The 20,276-nt window shown below is 47.1% G+C and carries 14 protein-coding genes; 10 read left to right on the forward strand and 4 right to left on the reverse strand.

The genetic code is table 11. From position 1 onward, the window contains the following. The first annotated feature begins 1 nt into the window (after position 1). The 7 genes from L9Q39_RS18135 to L9Q39_RS18165 all read left to right on the forward strand — a co-directional run bounded on the left by L9Q39_RS18135 (position 2) and on the right by L9Q39_RS18165 (position 8,000). Positions 2 to 1,384, forward strand: a complete 1,383-nt coding sequence (locus L9Q39_RS18135) for an O-antigen ligase family protein (RefSeq protein ID WP_237486491.1) — start codon at positions 2 to 4, stop codon at positions 1,382 to 1,384. A gap of 128 nt (positions 1,385 to 1,512) precedes the next feature. Then, positions 1,513 to 2,286: an acyltransferase gene (locus L9Q39_RS18140; protein ID WP_237486492.1), complete on the forward strand. Its 774-nt coding sequence runs from the start codon at positions 1,513 to 1,515 to the stop codon at positions 2,284 to 2,286. Next, positions 2,279 to 3,400, forward strand: coding sequence for a glycosyltransferase family protein (locus L9Q39_RS18145; protein ID WP_237486493.1), 1,122 nt, complete (start codon positions 2,279 to 2,281; stop codon positions 3,398 to 3,400). Before L9Q39_RS18140 ends, L9Q39_RS18145 begins: the two co-directional genes overlap by 8 nt. Further along, positions 3,397 to 4,830 carry a GumC family protein gene (locus tag L9Q39_RS18150; protein WP_237486494.1) on the forward strand — a complete coding sequence of 478 codons (1,434 nt, stop codon included), beginning with the start codon at positions 3,397 to 3,399 and terminating at the stop codon, positions 4,828 to 4,830. Before L9Q39_RS18145 ends, L9Q39_RS18150 begins: the two co-directional genes overlap by 4 nt. Before the next feature lie 148 nt (positions 4,831 to 4,978). Further along, complete coding sequence (locus L9Q39_RS18155) at positions 4,979 to 6,127, forward strand: glycosyltransferase (protein WP_237486495.1); 1,149 nt, start codon at positions 4,979 to 4,981, stop codon at positions 6,125 to 6,127. A 17-nt stretch (positions 6,128 to 6,144) separates the two neighbouring features. Beyond that, positions 6,145 to 7,344, forward strand: a complete 1,200-nt coding sequence (locus L9Q39_RS18160) for a glycosyltransferase family 2 protein (protein WP_237486496.1) — start codon at positions 6,145 to 6,147, stop codon at positions 7,342 to 7,344. Next, a complete protein-coding gene (locus L9Q39_RS18165; RefSeq protein WP_237486497.1) occupies positions 7,344 to 8,000 on the forward strand; it encodes a sugar transferase in 657 nt (218 codons plus the stop codon). Before L9Q39_RS18160 ends, L9Q39_RS18165 begins: the two co-directional genes overlap by 1 nt. A gap of 117 nt (positions 8,001 to 8,117) precedes the next feature. Here L9Q39_RS18165 and L9Q39_RS18170 read toward each other — a convergent pair whose 3' ends face one another. The 4 genes from L9Q39_RS18170 to L9Q39_RS18185 form a co-directional block, all read right to left on the reverse strand. Then, a complete protein-coding gene (locus tag L9Q39_RS18170) occupies positions 8,118 to 9,950 on the reverse strand; it encodes an HD domain-containing phosphohydrolase (protein WP_237486498.1) in 1,833 nt (610 codons plus the stop codon). Between the two features lie 260 nt (positions 9,951 to 10,210). Next, the gene (locus tag L9Q39_RS18175; protein ID WP_237486499.1) at positions 10,211 to 10,699 is read right to left on the reverse strand and encodes a hypothetical protein; all 489 of its coding nucleotides are present in this window, start codon (positions 10,697 to 10,699) and stop codon (positions 10,211 to 10,213) included. A gap of 9 nt (positions 10,700 to 10,708) precedes the next feature. Continuing rightward, positions 10,709 to 12,901 carry an LruC domain-containing protein gene (locus tag L9Q39_RS18180; RefSeq protein ID WP_237486500.1) on the reverse strand — a complete coding sequence of 731 codons (2,193 nt, stop codon included), beginning with the start codon at positions 12,899 to 12,901 and terminating at the stop codon, positions 10,709 to 10,711. A gap of 167 nt (positions 12,902 to 13,068) precedes the next feature. Then, positions 13,069 to 14,391, reverse strand: a complete 1,323-nt coding sequence (locus tag L9Q39_RS18185; protein WP_253073295.1) for an MATE family efflux transporter — start codon at positions 14,389 to 14,391, stop codon at positions 13,069 to 13,071. Positions 14,392 to 14,911: 520 nt separating this feature from the next. Between L9Q39_RS18185 and L9Q39_RS18190 the strand changes: the two genes are divergently transcribed. From L9Q39_RS18190 to L9Q39_RS18200, 3 genes are read left to right on the forward strand one after another with little or no spacing between them, the layout of a single operon-like run. Further along, the gene (locus L9Q39_RS18190; RefSeq protein ID WP_237486501.1) at positions 14,912 to 18,505 is read left to right on the forward strand and encodes an ATP-binding protein; all 3,594 of its coding nucleotides are present in this window, start codon (positions 14,912 to 14,914) and stop codon (positions 18,503 to 18,505) included. Then, entirely contained in the window at positions 18,498 to 19,652 is a 1,155-nt protein-coding gene (locus L9Q39_RS18195; protein WP_237486502.1) for an EAL domain-containing response regulator, read from the forward strand. The genes L9Q39_RS18190 and L9Q39_RS18195 overlap by 8 nt, the downstream gene beginning before the upstream one ends. Positions 19,653 to 19,661: 9 nt before the next feature. Then, positions 19,662 to 20,261 (forward strand): response regulator transcription factor, encoded by a 600-nt coding sequence (locus L9Q39_RS18200; RefSeq protein ID WP_237486503.1) that lies wholly within the window; start codon positions 19,662 to 19,664, stop codon positions 20,259 to 20,261. The last annotated feature ends 15 nt before the right edge of the window (positions 20,262 to 20,276 follow it).

Here is a 20,276-nt window from a genome sequence, read left to right on the forward strand (position 1 = left end):
CATGGTACGCGCCCAGCCTCAAGGCAAACCACATCTTATTACCGGCGTATTGCTGTCACTGACCGTGGGGTTGCTCTGGCTAGTGATTCCTCATCCGTTAACCGGGCTGGTCATTAGCCTTGTGCCAATTGCCATTTTGTTTGCGCTTAGCCAGACTTTCTGGCTGGTGTCGCTGTTTATTGTGTTCTCCTTCTTTCGAATCCATGAAGTGATTCCGATGCTCTATCCTTTGAAAATCCCGCTGTTACTGTCGGCAGGCGCGCTCGCCTCTTTGCTTTGGCACACTACTATCAGTCAGTCGCTCAAACTCTATTGGCATCCCAGCTTCCGTTGGCTTTTTCTGTTTTGGGGCTTGGTGATCATTGGCGTCGTATTCGCCGCCAATAAAGGGGTGGCAATCAACATGTTTAAAGGGACGTACTGGAAAATCATGATCATGACCCTTGCCGTCGCATGGCTGATCACCTCAGACAAACAGCTCTCGCGCTTTTCTCTGTTGATGGTGTTGGCCGGTCTATTGGTAGGTTGTGTAGCGATCTATAACTCTGTCAATGGGATTGGCTTGGTTGAGGGGTCGCGCGTCACTATCGGCCGTGACTTTGGCTCGATGCTTGGCGACCCCAATGACCTTGCTCTAGTGTTAATGTTCCCGCTCGGTTTTTCTATTAGTCTGGCGACCACGGCATCAATTCACTCTGGTTTAAGGCTACTCTCCGCGGCGACCTCTGCGTTGCTGTTTGTTGCGATTATCGCCACACAAAGTCGCGGGGGTCTGCTCGGTGCTTTAGCGGTTTGTGCGGTATTCGCGTGGCGAATGATTCCATCAAAAACCGTCTTGATTATTGTCGGTATTGTGGCTGCGTTAGCTCTGTTTGCGGCGGCGGGTATTTCGGATCGCGCTTCGGGAGGTGCGGCTGAGCAAGGGATTGACGCGTCAGCAATGGGACGCCTGTATGCTTGGGAGGCGGCGTTTAAGATGGCGCTGGATAATCCTATCTTTGGGGTTGGGTTAAATAACTTCTACTTTAATTACTTTTTCTATAGCTCCCACTGGGACGGACTCAATCATGCCGTACACAGCACTTGGTTTGGGGTACTGGCTGAAACCGGATTCGTCGGACTCATTGTGTTTATCGGTTTCTGTGTGTCACTGATCAGAACCTCACGCCGAACCATCGCGGTATTGGCTAAACTCACCACGCCTCCGCCCTATCTGTTGGCAACGGCCCTCGCGACCTACAGCGGGCTTATTGGCACCATCGTCTCCGGTACTTTTCTGACCCAAGGCTTTAATTGGCCGATCTATATTCTTGCGGGATTGACTATCTCTGCATCACATATTGCGTCGCAAATTGAGAAACCCCATAAGCCAAATTGTAACTGACTGATTTTTAGCAAATATATTTTTGGCGTGCATTTTGTAACTGTTTCTATCAACCCAGTTATCAAACCTGTCATTCACTCAGTGATGGATTGGATTTCCAATGATGATTCAATAGAGGACTTGTCCGTATGAATGCCGACTCTATGCAACGCTTTAAATGCTGGCTGAAACAGCACCCTGATCCAAAAATGCAAAAGCTGTTCATTGGACTTAAACGTCTAAGAGCCTCTTCGTTGCCGACACCAAAACTGGTCAATCAGGTTATCTATGCCAGTTACACCTTTGGTCGAGATAGCCTTTCTACCCTACAACGCCTGTTTGTTGCCACTCCTGCCTTCAAAGGGCGTTGCCAACAATGTGGCGATGCACTCTACCTTTACGGAGGACTGCCTTATATTAGTGGTCCACTCAATATCACTGTTGGCGATGAGTGCCGCATTTCCGGTATGACCACCTTTAATGGTCGCAGCACTTTGGTGAACACAACGCGCCCTGAACTCTTAATTGGCAATAACGTCGGCATCGGTTGGCAGGTGACGATTTCCGTGGCGACTCAGGTAGTGATTGAAGATAACGTCAGGATCGCCGCAGGTTGCCAACTGTTTGGTTACTCGGGTCATCCGATTGATGCCAGAGATCGCGCGGCAGGCATGCCTGATGAAGAGAACCGCGTTGGCTCGATTGTATTGCAGCATGATGTATGGCTGGGCTCTGGCGTGCGAGTATTACCCGGCGTGACCGTGGGTGCTGGTACAATCGTCGCGGCGGGCAGTATCGTGACTCATGACCTTCCCCCGTACTGCTTAGCGGCGGGCGCACCGGTCAAGGTGATTCGCTCATTAGAAACCCTTGGTCTTGATGCAAACCGTCGAGATGCGAATACTCGAGGTGCTTATGCGTGATCTTATTGTCTTCGGTGAGGATTATGGGGCACTGCCCACCAGCACTCAGCATTTAATTAACTGTTTAGCACAAACCCGCAAGGTGCTGTGGGTCAACTCCATTGGCTTGCGCCAACCTAAATTTAACCTCAGAGATTGGCAACGCGCCGCCAATAAGTTGTTGGGGCGCAGTAAAGCGCAGCAGTTTAATCAAACACCCGTTGCTGCGCCGGAAAATTTGCATGTCGTCAACGTGATGACCATCCCTGCTCCTCGTTCTGTAATAACGCGTCGGATTGCTCAACACTGGCTTACGCGACAGCTACAGCCTGTGGTTAAAGCGCTAAAATTACACCGCCCTATTTTGTGGACATCACTGCCAACCGCGGTGGATATGGTCAATCAACTCGGCGACCGTGGCTGTGTCTATTACTGCGGCGATGATTTTGCCTCATTGGCGGGCGTTGACGGTGACACTGTCACTCAATACGAAGCTGAATTAGTCAACAAAGCCGATTTGGTCCTGACCGCCAGTGACGCATTGACCGCCAAATTTGCCGATGCCAACACGGTGACGCTGACTCATGGCGTGGATTGTCAGCACTTCTCCTCACCCGCCAAGCGCGCCCCTGATCTGCCTAGTCGAGGTCGACCGATTGCCGGCTTTTATGGCAGCTTATCGCAATGGCTCGACTATGAGCTGCTCAATAAAACCATATTGGCCCTGCCAGATTGGGATTTTGTGTTTATCGGCGCGCAAGAGATCACGCCGTTCCCTTTAGTACAGACCGACAATGTCCATCTTTTGGGTCCCAAACCGCATCATTTGCTACCTCAGTATTCACAGCATTGGCAAGTAAGTTTGTTGCCCTTTGTGCTTAATCAACAGATTCTGTCTTGCAATCCGCTCAAGCTAAAAGAGTACTTAGCGACAGGTACGCCGGTTGTTTCTACCCCTTTTCCTGCGCTTAAGCCATACCAACAGCACATTCATACGGCGGCGAATGTGGAGCAGATGGTGGCGTGCTTGCAATCCATTAAAAACCAGCCAACAAGACTGCCCAAAGGTCTGGTCGAACAAGAGAGTTGGCAGCACAAAGCGCAGCAAGTTGAGTTGTTACTGGAGGCTCTATGAATCAATTAAAGGTGCGATTGCTCACTTTACTCACCGCCGCATGGCATCGCCGCTATGCCATTGTTACACCGATATTGATTATGCCGTGCATCGCGTTTGCTGTGGCAAGTATGAGCGCACCAAAATACAAGGCACACACCAGCTTGCTGCTCCAAGAAACCGCTAAGATGAATCCCTTTTTAGAGGATATTGCAGTCTCGACCATGCTAAAAGATCGTCTATCGGCATTGAAAACCCTGCTAAAAAGTCGCCATGTCTTAACCTCCGTCGCCCAAGAACAAGCGCTGATCAATGACAGCATGTCTCCGCAAGCTATTGATAATGTCATCACGCGTCTAGCACAAAATCTAACGGTGACTCAATTGGGTAAAGACTTTTTAAAAATAGAATTGACCTCGAACAACCCAAAAGGCATGAAAGCCTTATTAGAATCGGTCAGCACGCATTTTGTGGAAGAACTGCTGGCTCCGGAGCGCTCATCCATTACCGACTCCAGTGAATTTTTAACCATTCATATCGAAAAGCGAAAGCTCGCCCTTGAGCAGGCAGAACAGGCTTTGGCGCAATTCTATAATCAATACACAAATTCGACCCCGGAAAGACAATCGGAAAACCTTAGTCGCCTTGCGGCACTCAAACAGACCTTGGCGCAGAAACAGGCACAACTGGCTGGCGTGGAGCAGAGCTTAGGCAGCCTTGATCAGCAACTGACGCAAACCAACCCCATCATCGGCAAAATCGAGGACCAGATCATCGAATCACGCGGTCAGTTGGCGCTATTGCAAGCCAAATACACCGACAGCCACAGTGCCGTACAAGCCGAACTGAGAAAATTGCAGCGCCTTGAAAGCGAACGTAAACAGTTAATGACGTCCAACGTGTCGACAACCAATAGCAAACAGGTATGGGACAGCAACAGCAGAAAAACCACCGCCGAGCTCTTAAAGGTTCAACCGTTACTGATTTCCCAGTTACAAGGATTGCAACAGGCGCGCAGTCAATATGAATCTCTGCAACAAGAGACTCAGGTGTTAGCCGAGATGATTGACGATCTTGAAGATAGCTCGGCAACTTATGGCTACCAAGCCAAGCGCCTTCAGCAATTGCAGCGCGAGTTCACCCTGCAACAGCAGTTATATGATGAGCTAGTCCAGCGTTATGAAATGGCGCAATTAACCGGTTCATTGGGCGTGTTTGAACAAGACAAGCGCGTCAAGGTGATTGATTTGCCTTTCACCCCCAGCGTTCCCACCAACCTCCCCGCCGCTATCTTTATTCTGATTGGCTTACTGGCTGGCACCGCGTTGGGAATAGGCAGCGCGATCATACTGGAACTGCTCGACAGTACGGTGCGTCGTCAGCAGCAGCTATTAGCGATCACTAAGGCACCGATTATCACCACGATTCCTAGACTCTCTGAGCCAAACTAGCGATGTCATTGTCAAAATGAAAATCAGATTGCAGCAAGGGACACGAACAACTCACAATTAAACTTAACTCTCTGTATTTAAACATAAAATAATTCTGGCATTTGTTATGCATTGTTTGGCTATGAGCACAAAAAAGGAATCACTGATTATGCTTTCTATGAGACGCCCAGACACTACTGATCATCACGGCAAAGACACCACGGTGCATATTGTGCAACACCTTGCTCCGGGTGGTATTGAAACCTTGGTACTAGAGTTGCTCAACCATTCAAGACATCACTCAAACACCTTTATCATTAGTCTTGAGGGAAATATTGATCAAGCCATTGCTCACTGGCCGAGGCTCAAGCCGTTTCAATCCAGACTGCTGTTTATGAATAAGCAACCCGGACGTCAGTACCAGTTAGTAAAGCAGTTATACCGCGTCTTCAAACGCCTTAATCCCTATACCGTGCATACTCATCATATTGGGCCTCTGCTTTACGGTGGAATAGCAGCGCGACTCGCCCGCACTCCGGTCTGCATACATACCGAGCATGATGCGTGGCATCTAAATTCGGATAAACATCGCAAAATGCAGTCCGTGGCTTTCAACCTCGTTAAGCCCAAAGTCGTCGCCGATGCCGAGTTTGTTGGTCAACAACTAAAAAAGCTGTTCCCGCAACTGAATCCCTACGTGATTAAAAACGGCATTGATACCGAAAAGTTTGTGCCCGGTGATCAAATCGCGGCACGCCAATCTCTCGCACTCCCCTTGGATAAAACCTTGGTGGGTTGCGCTGGACGTTTAGAGCCCGTCAAAGGACAGCGATACCTAATCAACGCCTTACAGCGGCTAGATCCGAAAATCCACTTAGTGGTTGCGGGGCATGGCAGTCAACAACAGCCACTTAAACAGCTTTCACAGCAACTAAATATGGCGAATCGAGTGCATTTCCTTGGGTTATGTGAGGAGATGCCGCGCTTTTACCAGGCGTTAGATCTGTTCTGTCTACCCTCGTTGTGTGAGGGCTTTCCCTTATCCCCACTCGAAGCTCAAGCTTGCAACACGCCAGTTTTAGTGACCAATGTGGGTGGCGCAAAAGAAACCGCGTGTCCCGTGACCAGTGGCGTGGTGAAAGCTGGCAGAACATTTGCCTTGCAACACAAAATTGAAGCCATGCTCTCTCAACAAATGGATTCTCAACAAACAGTTTCTCGACAAGCGGACTCTCAACAGCCGCGAGAATTTATATTACACAACAACAGCTTAACAACGATGTCAGCCGCGTATCGTGCGCTTTCATTTAACGTTTAATGGATTGAGGTCGTATTATGGAATGGTTCTGGTTTGGCTTATTCACGCTTAGCGCAGTGTTAATTCTCTATCATCATATTGGATACCCGCTGCTATTGGCTTGGTACATAAAAAAACATCCGCTGAAGCCTCAATCGGTTCAGCAGCGAAACTTTCAGGTGAAGGTGAGTGATAATCACTTGCCCACCATCACCATCGTGATGCCGGCTTACAATGAGGCGCAGTGGATAGCCGAAAAAATCCGTAACCTTGCGGCGTTAGATTATCCCAAAAACCGTCTTAAAGTGATGATTGTCTGCGATGGATGCACCGACGAAACCGTGATACTGGCTCAGTCCACCATCCAAGAAGCGATCTGTGCCGATACCTATTTTGAAGTGTTAGAACTTAAGCAGAATATCGGCAAGGTTGCGCTGTTAAATCAGATCATACCTCAGCTTGATAGCGATGTGACGGTCTTGACCGACACCTCGGCGATCATCTCTATTGATGCGTTATTGTTAATTGCCGAACAAATGAACAATCCCTCTGTGGGCGCGGTTAATTCTCACTACCAACTCTATCAAGCGAGCAGTCAGGGAGAGGCAAGTTACTGGCAGTACCAAAGTAAGATCAAGCAACAAGAAGCGGCATTAGGCGCAGTCATTGGCGCACACGGCGCACTGTATGCGATTCGCACTCACCTGTTCTCAGCGCTTGATCCTGATACCATCAATGATGATTTTGTTATCCCGATGCAAGTCATCAGAAAAGGTTATCAAGTGGTGCATGCCACTCAACTTAATGCCATTGAACTTGAGGGCAGCGATGACCAGCAAGACTTTTCGCGTCGATTGCGTATCTCGGCGGGCAATATGCAGCAAACACTGTGGCTCAAAGACCTATTGTCCCCCAAATACGGCATGACCGCGTTTAGTTTTGTGTCCAGCAAAGGGCTGCGCCTAATCACGCCTTATCTGATGCTTATTTGTTTATTGAGTAACGCCATGCTGCTGGCACATCCGCTGTTGGTTATCAGCTTTGCGTTGCAAATCATTGCCTACACACTGGGCATTATTGCTCACTACCAACCCGCTTTGGCTCGCTTAAAGCCGTTTGCTTTGCTGCGTTATCTTTTGCTGGGTCACTGGGCCAATTTTATTGGTGGGCTTGAGTATCTCACCAAGCGCACTCACCGTACTTGCACCAACAAACCCGTCAATAAAGGGAGTCAATAATGGAACATATCAATTCTCTAAAACAACCTAGTCACATCGCACTTGTATTACGTGCAAAACGTATCGTTGACCTCATTGGCGCTGCTGTTGGCATGTTGATACTTGCGATGGTGTTTCCCTTTATTGCCCTTGCTATCAAATGGGACTCAGCGGGTCCTATCTTCTATCGCCAATTGCGCGTTGGTGTATCCATGCCAGATAGAATGACCTTGATTTATGTGTTGAAGTTCCGAACCATGGTCAGCGATGCAGAATCCGTCAAAGGGGCGCAATGGGCGACCAAAGATGACCCTCGCATCACCCGCGTCGGTCGCTTTTTACGCAAAAGTCGCCTTGATGAGTTACCGCAATTTATTAATGTACTGGCTGGCGATATGTCTTTGATTGGTCCTCGACCTGAGAGACCCGATTTCTATCAAAACCTTGAGTCAAACATTCCGTTCTTTACTGAGCGCACTTATGGGGTCCTTCCCGGCATCACAGGATTAGCTCAAGTGAATCAAGGCTATGACGCCTGTATCGAAGATGTTCGTAGCAAGGTCGGTTTTGACCACGGCTATGCCCTATCCTTAATGTCTTTTCGCACTTGGATCTTGACTGATGTAAGCATTATTTTCAAAACACTATCAGTGATGGTGAATGGTCGCGGTCAATAATTGAATGGATTTGAGGTGATGCCGCTCAGCCCTGCCCTTACGGCTGAGCGGCGTTAGGGTTTATCGCGATAGTGATGCTTTAGCCACAACAGTATTGATTAATCACAACAGTATTGATTAATCACGATATTTAACATGGATGGTCCAAAACTCATCTTTAAGCTTGGCAAAAGCGTTGAGCAACACCGGATCAAAATGCCCCACACTCTTGTTGAGAATAATATCTTCCACTTCCGCCCTCTCAAATGCGGGCTTGTAAACCCGTTTGGATACCAACGCATCATAGACATCAGCCAGCGACATTAATCTTGCAGCAAGTGGAATCTCCTCCCCTTTGAGACCTTTTGGATAACCACTGCCATCCCACTTTTCATGGTGACACAAAGCAATATCACAGGCGTAACTTAAAAAATTGATCTTATCGGTGGACTGAGTACAGATGGTTCTCTTGGCATTATCCAACGCCTGAAATCCCAGCAAAGTATGTGTTTTCATAATTTTAAATTCATCGTCGGTCAATTTGCCCGGCTTCAATAAGATGCTGTCAGAAATACCCACCTTGCCGATATCATGCAAAGGCGCAGAGCGAACGATCAATTTGCAGATTTTTGGCGTGAGTTGAGATTTATACGGAGAGTCAAACATCAACTCATCGAGTAGTAAACGAATGTAATTTCGGGTACGCCGAATATGACCACCAGTTTCATTGTCTCTGGTTTCGGCTAAATCCGCTAAGCACTCAATGGTCGCATCTTGCGTCACTATCAATTCACGAGTTCTTCGCTCAACCTGTTCTTCCAACGAATGTGTCAGATTCACTAACTCCAACTCGGCATTCTTACGCTTAATATCTTGTATACACAAAGTCAGCGCCAACAGCGCGCACAAGGGATAGATACCGACAAAAAACAGAGCCAGAGCTGAGTTGTTAATAAAAAATGCCCAGCCAATTGTCGGCTTCTGATAAGCAATGACCAACTTCCAATGGATGTCTCCCAAAGCGGAAGCGTTGATTAAGTTGGATGCGTTCGCGGTCTGCAAATTAATCGTGTCACTGACATAATGCTGCTCGCCGAAATCAAACTGATTGGATTGGAAACCATGAATTTGATGCCAAATATCGCTATCACTCTCCTTAAAGGATCGATCACCGCCTAATTGGAAACTCCAGTTAACCGATTCATTGTCTTTCAGTAGCCAGTGACCATCGTTATCAAATAGCATCGCATCACCCTGCACGCTATTAAGATTAAGCTGAATCAACTGCAACACTTGGGTCGCGTTATAATTGATCACCACCATCGCCACGATCTGTTGATTTTCCCCCCAGATAGGCAGAGACACTCGCAGGGTTGGCTTCATTGGTAACTCGATAACACCATTTTCAATATTGAGATCTAGCTTAGAGAGGTAAAATTCCCCCGGCTGTAAGTTGAGAGCGGCATTATAATAGTAGCGCCCTGATTTATCTTGCAGCTGAGTCTTATCAACCGAAAATGGATTGCCCTCGTTATAATTGACTCGAATAAGCTCTTGCCCTTTGGCATCAAGTATTCGTGCTTGATCGTAGTAGGAATGCGTTACCAACTCACTGATAAATAGCTTCTCAATCGACGCTCTTGCCTCGGGGTTCGTGCTGTACAAATACCCAGACTGCGTTATTTGATCCGCAAGAAACGACACATCATCAATCAGTACATTGAGATCTTTATGTATGATGGTACGAACAATTTCGATCGTCGATTGAGCTCGACTATCGAGCATCTCTTTCTGGGTGGCAACCAATACGGATAAAGACTTAACCGCTACTAACCCAATAAGCAGGGTGAGCACCATGGCACTTAAAATGAAATTTCTGGCAAATCTGAGCCTTAATGCCTGATAGAGCATCAAAGACCTAAATTCATCTAGCCCGACAAACCAAGGCGTCTTTAAAATTCTCTCTACCATGGGCCTCTCTCCTTAAGACCAGTCACCTTGCTGCCCAGCCAATTAAGATCATTAAGTTACTGACGTATAAGCGACGCTTTATAAATGAAGGTGCATATGTTTTGTATCTACAAGCTAGGATAGTTTGCGACAATCTCAAATAGAATCTTGTACTGCGACTCAATCAGAGACGCTAGACACAAAAAGTCAGCGACACGAAGGACGCTGACTTTTCGGTAATATGGGTTTTGGGTTTGAATATCGTTTTGCGCTGGTATCAACTACCAATAAAGTGTTTCGCTGCTCCCTTCTAGCACTTTCTGCTGTGGCGCATTGCCATCATAGGTCCATATCTCCACTAAAAATTGGCTAATATGTTCAGCACTGGTGAAGCTCAGTGACGCCTGACCGTTGGAAAGTGACTGTGAGGCAACTTTGCTGTCATAGTTAGCCGTCCAACTGCCTGATTCTCCCTGCTCAAATTCGGTGTAGACTGAGACAAAGGCGCGTTGGGTTAACTCATTACTCAAGTCCACATCTAAGGTAAAGTCAGTAAAAGGCTGATAGTCAAACTCATCCGGAACTTGCAGTTCTTGCATACTCACGACCACGGGTTCGATTACTTCAATCACTTCTTCAGTCGCTTCTTCAATAGCTGCAACTTCTGGCGCTGGATCAGGGCTCGCACTGGATTTACTGCCACCGCCACCGCTGCCACCGCACGCAGTTATCAAGCCGAGTGCCGCTATTAACATCATTACGTTTTTCATCGTTCTCTCCTAAGGTTGATAACATTTGCCAGGGGTGGCGAATTGAGATTGAAACCAGTTGAGTGACGCCGTGCCAGCTGATTCTGCGTACTGTGCAAAGTTGGGGTACGCCTCAACCAGATCGGTCCGTTCCGTTGGCCACTGCCACTCATCATTGATAAACAACGCCCAAGGAAGGTTACCGGCTGTTTTGAAATAGACATTGCTATCCGAATCGCTTACATCGCTGCCAAGCCCTGCGAACAGTTGCGCGTCAAACTGCTCGGTTGGTGCATAGTCGGGCAGATGTACTTCCCAGCTACGTCCCGGTGTCAAATAACCCTCGCCATGATAAAAACCGGGGGTGGCAAAGATAAACGGGTCATAAGGCATTGAGAGCAAACTTGCAGTGTCTGTCCCCTCAAGCATATTGATATGCAGCTCAAAGTTAAGCTGTACTGACTCTTGACCCATACAAGACACTAAGGTGCGATGGAATTCACAGCCTTGCGTTTTATACAGCGATGTATCCTCGCTAATGATAAAGATCGCTTCATTGGAGATCGCCTCTAAGCCACTCTGCTCAAGCGTAATACCGTTGTGGATCTGTCTGGTGGTGGCGGTATCGATCTGCGAGCGATTCAGTCCCTGTAAGCGCAAAGCAAAGCCATTGTGATAAGAAGCTCCCACCGCGCCCAGATAACCTTCGACTTTGGACTTAATCACTGACCCATTGCGCAGGATCTCTGTAATGCGATAGCGCACAACCACATCATTCATGTCGTAATCGGCGGTGTATGGCCAGTTGTCTTCAAACGCAACGGTCGCAAAACCTGTCGCATCAGGATAATGACGAATAGACAGCCCCTCTCCGGTCACTTCTAGCGTATGGTCCTCCACCTCACCCGAGGTCGAACCGCCATCGTAAGAGAGACCTTGTTGTTGGCTAAAACGAAAGCGACTCCAGGTTGAGCCTATCTGTGCGTCAATATCGGCAGTAAAGATCAGAGACTGATTGCCTTGCTCTATCCACTTATCCGCAAACACCTGCTCGCCTTGGTCAGCAAAGTCGCCGTCTTGATTCCAATCAATCCAAGCAGAGAGATAGCCTGACGTGGACGCATTCACCGCAATGATACTATCTAATCCCGGTTCAACGGCGGTGACAAAACCAATCCCGTTTTCATCATCTATGCCGGTTTCATCATCCCGTAGGTTGTACTCAAGACCATCTGACTCACCATCAGGCGCTGATGTTCCCAACCAAGTCACGCCGTCCAACTCATGCCTTGCACCGTTGTCGGTGAGCTTGGTGGCGTAGGTCACTGGGGCATCGCCAAAATCAATATTGGAGTCAGACCCGACTATCGGCGCATAGGCACAGCGTGCGCCGTCATTTTGATTCGAGTAAGGACCGTCGGCGAATTTCACCGCCGTGACATTTTCCGCCGTAGCATTACCTGCCGAAGCATTGCCCACCGAAGCATCGCCAGTTCCCAGATTCGCTTCCGTCAGGTCAATACGATAAATCTGACCATCTTGGTTACGTGATACATAGTAATAGCCGTCAACATCAAAGTAACCAGCGCCAAAGGTGCCTAATTGTCCGGTATCACCAACTAGGCTCTCTTGCCCTGTGGTTGGGTCAAATTCATAAAGCAGACCAGAGTTGTTATCAACACCATACAGTTTGTCATCCACCGGATTGAATGCCATATCGGTGAGGTTAACTACCGCACGACTGGAGACTTGATTGACGGTCAAGGTGGCTAAAGGATCCGCTTCAAGGGGCGACAAGTCGACGGTGAACAGCCCTTTACCTTTTCTGTAAAGGTAATACACGCTGTTGTGGACATCGCCGACATAGAAGGTATGACCCGTTGGTAAACCCGTGGTATTGAGAGTTTGCGCTTTAAACTCTTTATTGAGTCGCACCAATTGTCGATTGGAGGTGTCGTAGCCATACAAGTAGCGGTTATCAAAATCAAAACCGACGCCATTGATGTTGGCATCAAGACCGGTATCGCCTTGAAGTAAATTGGTGGTGCCGGTTGCCAGATTAACCCCATAGACTTGGACAGGGTTTGACTGGAACAGATAGGCTTTTTCGGGGCAGGTATCAAAAGGGTCGGCCTGAGAAAGATGGCTGTGAAATAGCAGAGCTGTTGCTATCACACCAGCAACTCCATATTTTACAGACGTTGGCTTAGTCGGTTTGCTCATTGTGTATTCCTTTAGTTTTTAGGAGTACAAGCACTATTTCAATAAACAGACCAACTATAAAACCAACGTATTTTCAGACAGTTACTATATTCAACATTTACGATTCTCAATTTGGGATTCATTTTGAATCGAGACTCAATCAACCCCACTCGAATTGCGAATTCGGACTAGTCATACATCAATTTACTCGCTTTAGTACTATCAAATTCCTTAAGGAACCGTCTAGCTTGACTGCGCATCGGTGGGATCTTCAAGATTTGCTCCAATACCGTAATGGCATAGACCCAGAAGATAGAGGCATTGAGCACCAAAACCGCAAAAGCAAACAGCGGTAAGGCAATCACCCAACGTGTGACAAAATTGATGTTAAATACCGCCGTGGTTTTCCCTAAGGCACGCAACACCTGTCCATGAACCGTGACGTAGCCTTGAATTAAAGGCATCAGAATATACAGAGGAGCAATCGCCGCAAGCGCTTGATAGGTCACCGCTGAGTGTCCGGGGTAGATTTTGTCGATAAGCAAACTCAACACAAAAGAAGCAAAAGAGATGATTAAAGAGACGGCGATGGTCACTTTAATGCTTAAGTTTACGTCCGCCTCAAGGGTATCCAGTTTATTCGCGCCAATCGCTTGTGAGATAGTAATGGCAGAAGAGACCGCCCAAGCCACCACAAATTGCGCCAATGCTGACAACCAAGGCGTGACCATCACCACGGCGGCATAGGCTTCGGTGGGAAGTTGAGTATATAAAAACTTATAGGCAGCCAGCCCAATCGCTAACACCATCATATTGGCGGCAATAGGAAAAATCTCTTTGAAATGCAGAGAAATATTACGCCCAATCCCCTGCATCGCTTGTGATAACGAGAACTGCAAGCTGCTTTCAAACTTTAAGCACACCAGTAAAAACAGCGTTCTCAGCAGCAAAGCAATGACCGATCCCAGCGCTGCTCCCTCTACGCCCATGCCAGTAAAGTCATTGAATCCATAGATCAAATAGTAAGAGACCACCGCATTGATCGGCATGGTCAATAGGTAACTCAGCAGAGGGAGTTTGGTCTTGCCCATCGCATTAAACAGAGCAATCGCCACTTGAGAAATACCAGTGAGAATCAAGGTATAACTCATCACGGTCAGATAGGCATCAATTTCCGGATAAAGCGCCGCATCGTGACTTAATAACTTAATGATTGGCCACTTGGCAAACGTCACCAATAAGAAAAACAGGATCGCCACCAACAGATTAATGATGACGCCAGATAAAAACGACTTACTGATTAAGCTCTGTTTTCCCGAACCCACTGCGCGAGATAACACGTTTTGAGAACCGGTTGCCAACGCATTTTGCACCCCCAGCATCAAAAACACGATCGCACTGGCAATCCCTATTGCCGCCAATGACCCCTCGCCCAAAGGAGAAATCAACAAGGTATCGATCATCAACATGCCTTGCATCAAGAGCGCGTTAATAGCAATGGGCCAAGCCATCTTGATGTTGTTTCTGATATAACTACTGTTTTTCCACATTTCGATATCTTCGTTTTTTGATTGCTGCCAACGGGATTATTGATGCCCACTCTCAGTCGCTTACCGGAGTTAACTGCCTATTATATTTGTTTCCACAATAAAGATAATTCCCCGCAAGAGGAAAATACTTTTACTCAGGTGTAACAATGTAACCGCAAGAAATGTAACCGCAAGACAGTGCCATGTGAACGCCGATTGAGTCGCTCGTTCGCGGGGATGTGAGTCTTTCTTATCTACTGCTCGGCTCTCTATAGAGCGCTTTTCAATCAACAGAATTTGCCACTGTCAACAGGGCAAGGATCGTTACAGAATTCAATCTCACATGTAAGTGTAATCACAATCGTACGTAAGAACCGTCCTACACGACCCGGAAATATCCTTTTAAAACATAAATTTAATCATAATTTACATTATTGCCACAAATTGACTTATTACGCTCACGACTTAATCTAGCCGGGTTTTCAACCGTAGAGTAAATATTGTGCGCAGACCTATCGAACTCATTTGCTATCTAGTTTTATTGATTGTTGGTGTTTTTAGCCCAGCATCTTGGGCTCATTCTACCCAATATTCAAAGCACTTCACTTTTGGGGTGATCATTGAAAACCCAACAGACTCTGTCGCACTACAACACAATCAAGCCAATCTGACGACCCATTACGCGATTAATTCTGATTACCTGCATAACATCGCGCGAGCATTAGATATGGACTTCACATTCAAAGCCTTTAGCAATATCGACGACATTTTAAATGCGGTTGAGAACAAAGAGATCGACGGAGCGCTTGGGTTTAGTCGAACACCAGAACGCGAAAAACGCTTTCTGTTTTCAAAACCGATATTTGAGTCCTCGGTAGCACAGTGGTATAGCGATGAAAGATTCGCACAACTGCCTCAGTCACGCATCGAGTGGGCATGTGTTGCCAACTCCACATTTTGCCAACATATCCTTAAGCACTCGCCAAAAGCGCTGAAGCGTTATGACAACTTTCCTCAAGCCATGCAAGCGGTGCTAAATGGTGAGGCACAAGCCATCGTCTCTGGATTTATTTCTATTTCCGAGTATTTGGATCGTCATAACATCACTGACGGTCTGCTGTCGATTCCTAGCACCTTGCCCCCAGTGCAAATGCGCTTGCTGACCACCAAAGACAATCAACAACTGGTCGACAAGTTTAACCATATTCTGGAATGGGAAGAAAAAGGGCTCAATGTGCGTTCGATTGCCTCTCGTAATCGCTACCATATTGCCAATAAATTGATCAGCCAATATCGCCAAACCTTTGGCGAGCAACGCCCTATTACCTATAGCACTAGCAGCAATGCCTACCCTTTTTTCTACACCAATGAAGAGGGCGTCAATCAAGGATTTCTTATTGATCTGTTTGCGTTACTGAAAGCTCGCACCGGGTTGCAGTTTAGCTATCACTCTCCCATTACCTCTAAGGGCGACGTGGCTGGTTTTACCGCGCATCTGGTTCCGGTTGCTTACTCTAATGAACCACCCACGACGGACTGGAACATTACGAAACCATTTATCACTCAAGATTACGTGTCTATGGAGACTTCAAGCCTATTAACCGGTGAAAAGAACGGGAGAATCGGCGTTTTAATCAGTCTACAAAAACAAGGCATCGTACATTTGGAATCATGGCGTGATTCATCAGTGATTCGATTTAATGACCTTTCTGACATGGTTGAAGCCTTGAAAGAAGGCGATATTGATGTGGCTTATGTACCTGAGGATGTTTCACACGCCTTTATTGCTAATGGTGTGGATAGTGACATTCTATTGGGTAACCGAGCACCACTGTCGATCTCTTTGGCGTTTGCTGTCTCTAAAGCGAACAGTCAGATCCTCAAATTAATGAATGCGTTACTCGATACCATTGATGCGCAAGAGGTCGAAGAAATCAATCAGCGCTACCGCCTATTTAACCTTCATTACGGTTACAACACGGCAGAAATCACCCGCATTGCGATTGCCGTTGTTATCGTATTTTTGGTTCTGATCGCCTTTGGCTGCATTGGACGCAACAATCTGCGGTTAAAAATCAAGCTGGCTGAATCACTGGCTGATCATGAAGAAAAAGAGAAGTTCTGGCTCACGGGCATCATTCAAGAGCTCAGCAGCTTAGTCTTCATCCATGACACCGAAAATAATCTGGTACTCAGCAACTGTTCAAAGCTGCGTGATGGTTCTTGTTCGGGCTGCCAGCTAATAGATTCTGACACCCAACAATCACTTACCGACAATGCACAAGAGCTGCGCACGGTATTTAAAAACAAGCGCTTATCTCAGACCCATCGCACCAGCGGCTGTCATCTAAATATTCAACATGCCACTCGTGAGCGTAAAGCGATTAAGTCAACCGCCAGTGGCAAGCCTTATGTCATCACGGTGATACAAGACATTAGCGAGCAACAGCGTCGTGAGGACGGCTACCTCAAAGCACAACAGGATGCGCAATCCGCGGTTGAAGCTCGAGAGCGCTTCCTCGCCACCATGAGTCATGAGTTGCGCACACCGATCGCGGGCGTTCACGGTCTGCTTGACCTTTTGCAAATGAAGCTAAAGGAGCAAACACTGATCAGCATGGTTGAGCAAGCTCAGCGCTCAATCTCGCATCTGAATCAATTGGTGGACGAGATCCTCGATTTTTCCAAAATCGACTCGGGTGAAATCAGCATCAATCCCAGTGATATTGATCTGGTCGCGACTCTTTGTGAAAGCGCACGCAGCTTTGAGCCTCGTGCCGAGTTGAAGTCTCTGCAATATCGCGTCGACATCAAGCCTTTTCCACAACGATTGGTTTGCATTGATGGCACACGCGTCACGCAAATTATCAACAACTTGCTCTCGAACGCAATTAAGTTTACTCCGCAAGGCTTTGTGCAATTTTCGGCACGGGTTGTCGACCACGCCATGATCTTGTCGGTTGCTGATTCGGGGATAGGAATGAGTGAAGAACAGCAAATCAAAGTGCTTAAACCCTTTACTCAAGCTGACGACACCATTACACGAGAATTCGGTGGCACCGGCTTAGGGCTGACCATTGTTGACAAACTGGTCAGCACAATGAAAGGGCAACTGAGTATAAAAAGTGAACCGAATTGCGGGACGACCATCACGGTGACGTTGCCATTCGAGGCGGTGGAACAGCCTGAACACCATTGGTTGCATTCGCTGCCGTTTGATTCGCTGCCAGAGCAAACCAAAGCCTGGTTGGAGATATGGCAAGTACCACTAACCTGTGTCGACAATATGCCAGCAAGCCAACAACAAGCCGCGGTTGAGTTTACTGCGTTAGAGCAAAAGTACCCTGACCTTCTGTATCGTGCCGTCAAGGACGGACAGACCTCAATTGCCCCTGTCGAATTGGCGCTTCCGAGGCTTTCAGGGTCAGTTTTAGTGGCTGAAGACAATGCGTTAAATCGCTCTATTTTAGACATGCAATTACGCGAATTAGGTGTGGACTTTGTAATGGTTAATGACGGATTAATGGCAAAACAGTGGCTAGAACAGCGCAGTGATTTTGAGGTGCTAATCAGTGATTTCCATATGCCTAAAATGGATGGTCCACAGTTAGCGCGATTTGTTCGCCAACACGCGCATTACTGTGACTTACCAATCATCGCGATCACTGCCGATGATAAACGCGTTGCACAAGTCAAAGCACAAGACTGTGGGATCAATTTTGTGCTGACGAAACCTTATAACCTTGAGCAGTTTGCCGCTGCATTGCAACCGCTGTTGTCAACGGTTGATGCCATTCCGGCATGGCTTACGCCTTTTGCTTCTAGTGAGCGAGAGCAGATTGCCCAGTTGTTTGTCGATACCATGCGCCACGATCTGCAAAGTCTGGCGAACAACAAAATTACTCCAGTACAAAAACGCGCCCTTCACAACATTAAAGGTGGGCTTGCCGCACTGCAAATTACTGGCTTAGTTGATCAGGTGATTGCGATAGAGAAACAAAGCGGCGACCAATTTAAGCAAGCTATCAACCAGTTTGTAGGTCAATTGGAGTCAGAAATTCAAACCACTATATCTTGGATCAATAATCATGATTGAGCAGATGTCTATCGTCCTTATCGACGATAATCCATTGCAACTGACGTTGCTTGAAAGAACTTTGCGACATTTAGGTGTCGTACAAATCCAAACGTTTAATCACGGCTCGGACGCGTTAGCTTGGATCGCTAAAAATAAAACCGACATCGTATTTTGCGATCTGCAAATGCCCGAACACGACGGCATCGAAGTATTAACGCTGCTTAATCAACAAGCCTATTCCGGTCATGTCATTATTCTTAGCGCGATGGAACGCTCTATCACGGCGGCAGTTCGCTCTATGTGTCACGCGTTCAGCTTTAAAGTGATCGCAGGAATCAGTAAACCTTACAAAGTGGCACTGATTAAACAGCTATTGCTGAGCGTCACTGCAGTCGAAAAGCCCGCACAGAAACCCCAGTCGGTTGAAGTCAGCGAAAGCGATGTGCTGGTCGCTTTAGCACAAGGGCAAATCGTCAATTATTACCAGCCTTTAGTCGATTTTGACAGTGAGGAAATTATTGGCGTCGAAGCACTTGCTCGCTGGGTTCACCCCCAGTTCGGCATCGTTTCACCGGCGCTATTTTTGCCTATTATCGAACGCTGCCAGTTATTCCATGAACTGTTTGATAATGTGTTCTATCACGCTATCGCTCATATTCGTTCTGGGTTAATTAATTGTCACGTCTCACTCAATGTGGACCACGTCAATCTGCAAAATGAGACCTTTGCCGATGAGTTTCTAAGCACCTGCTGGGCGCATGGCGTGTCACCGGAGCAGTTCACTATCGAGATCACCGAGCGAGATACCTACTCTGATAGCACCGTCATGTTTAAGAACCTTTCACGCTTGCGCATCAATGGCGTTAGCGTGTCAATTGATGACTTTGGCACCGGTCATTCATCTTTGAAAAAACTCTCTGCTTTGCCGTTCAATGAAATCAAAATTGACCGTTCATTTGTGCAAGGCCTTATCACCGAACCGAAAAACTGCCAAATCATTCGTTTTGTTTGCAGTTTGGCGCAAGCCTTGGGGATCAGCGTCGTCGCTGAGGGCGTGGAAAACGAAACCACCTGGAACACACTAAAAACCTATGGCATTGATATCTGCCAAGGGTTTTACAGTTACCGCCCAATGTCCGTACAAGATCTTGCCGCTATCCAATAGGAATTTACTATGTCTACTTTTAACTGCTTGATCTTAGATGATCATCCCTTAGTTTGTGTTGCCATTAAAGCACTACTGACCAACCTGCCCTGCATCAACAGCATTGAGACGGAAATGGATGCGTCTAAGGTAACAACACTGATTAAACAGCACGACATCAATCTCATCATTGTTGACGTCAATCTTGGCGATCATGACGGTTTCGACTTAGTCAGACGCATGATTGCTCGAGGCTATAAAGGAAAAGTGCTGTTCTTTTCGGCTGAAAGCAGCCAAATGTTTAGTGAGATCGCCTTAAAACTCGGAGCGGATGGCTATGTATGCAAATCGGAAAACCACAGCATTCTAAAAGATGCCGTGGAAGGTATTGCCAACGGCTACTCCTTTTTTAAGTTCGTACCGACCCGTTCTACTCAGCAACAAACACAGTCATTGTCACAACGTGAAACGGCCGTCATGAACTATTTATTGCAAGGAAAAAGCAACCGAGAAGTCGCCGCTATTTTGTCCATCAGTGACAAAACCGTGAGCACCTACAAAAAACGTATTATGGATAAATACGCGGTCTCCAATTTACTCGAACTCTCCAAGGTCACCGCAAGGCAATAACGTATAACGGCTGAT

Source organism: Vibrio hippocampi (assembly GCF_921292975.1).
In the GTDB taxonomy this organism is placed as follows: Bacteria; Pseudomonadota; Gammaproteobacteria; order Enterobacterales; family Vibrionaceae; genus Vibrio; species Vibrio hippocampi.

Bases quoted from the DNA above. Each gene is read 5' to 3' on its own strand.
- L9Q39_RS18135 (WP_237486491.1), top strand. From the start codon at position 2: ATGGTACGCGCCCAGCCTCAAGGCAAACCACATCTTATTACCGGCGTA.
- L9Q39_RS18155 (WP_237486495.1), top strand. From the start codon at position 4,979: ATGCTTTCTATGAGACGCCCAGACACTACTGATCATCACGGCAAAGAC.
- L9Q39_RS18140 (WP_237486492.1), top strand. From the start codon at position 1,513: ATGAATGCCGACTCTATGCAACGCTTTAAATGCTGGCTGAAACAGCAC.
- L9Q39_RS18185 (WP_253073295.1), bottom strand. From the start codon at position 14,391: ATGGCTTGGCCCATTGCTATTAACGCGCTCTTGATGCAAGGCATGTTG.
- L9Q39_RS18180 (WP_237486500.1), bottom strand. From the start codon at position 12,901: ATGAGCAAACCGACTAAGCCAACGTCTGTAAAATATGGAGTTGCTGGT.
- L9Q39_RS18195 (WP_237486502.1), top strand. From the start codon at position 18,498: ATGATTGAGCAGATGTCTATCGTCCTTATCGACGATAATCCATTGCAA.
- L9Q39_RS18175 (WP_237486499.1), bottom strand. From the start codon at position 10,699: ATGAAAAACGTAATGATGTTAATAGCGGCACTCGGCTTGATAACTGCG.
- L9Q39_RS18170 (WP_237486498.1), bottom strand. From the start codon at position 9,950: ATGGTAGAGAGAATTTTAAAGACGCCTTGGTTTGTCGGGCTAGATGAA.
- L9Q39_RS18145 (WP_237486493.1), top strand. From the start codon at position 2,279: ATGCGTGATCTTATTGTCTTCGGTGAGGATTATGGGGCACTGCCCACC.
- L9Q39_RS18150 (WP_237486494.1), top strand. From the start codon at position 3,397: ATGAATCAATTAAAGGTGCGATTGCTCACTTTACTCACCGCCGCATGG.
- L9Q39_RS18165 (WP_237486497.1), top strand. From the start codon at position 7,344: ATGGAACATATCAATTCTCTAAAACAACCTAGTCACATCGCACTTGTA.
- L9Q39_RS18200 (WP_237486503.1), top strand. From the start codon at position 19,662: ATGTCTACTTTTAACTGCTTGATCTTAGATGATCATCCCTTAGTTTGT.
- L9Q39_RS18160 (WP_237486496.1), top strand. From the start codon at position 6,145: ATGGAATGGTTCTGGTTTGGCTTATTCACGCTTAGCGCAGTGTTAATT.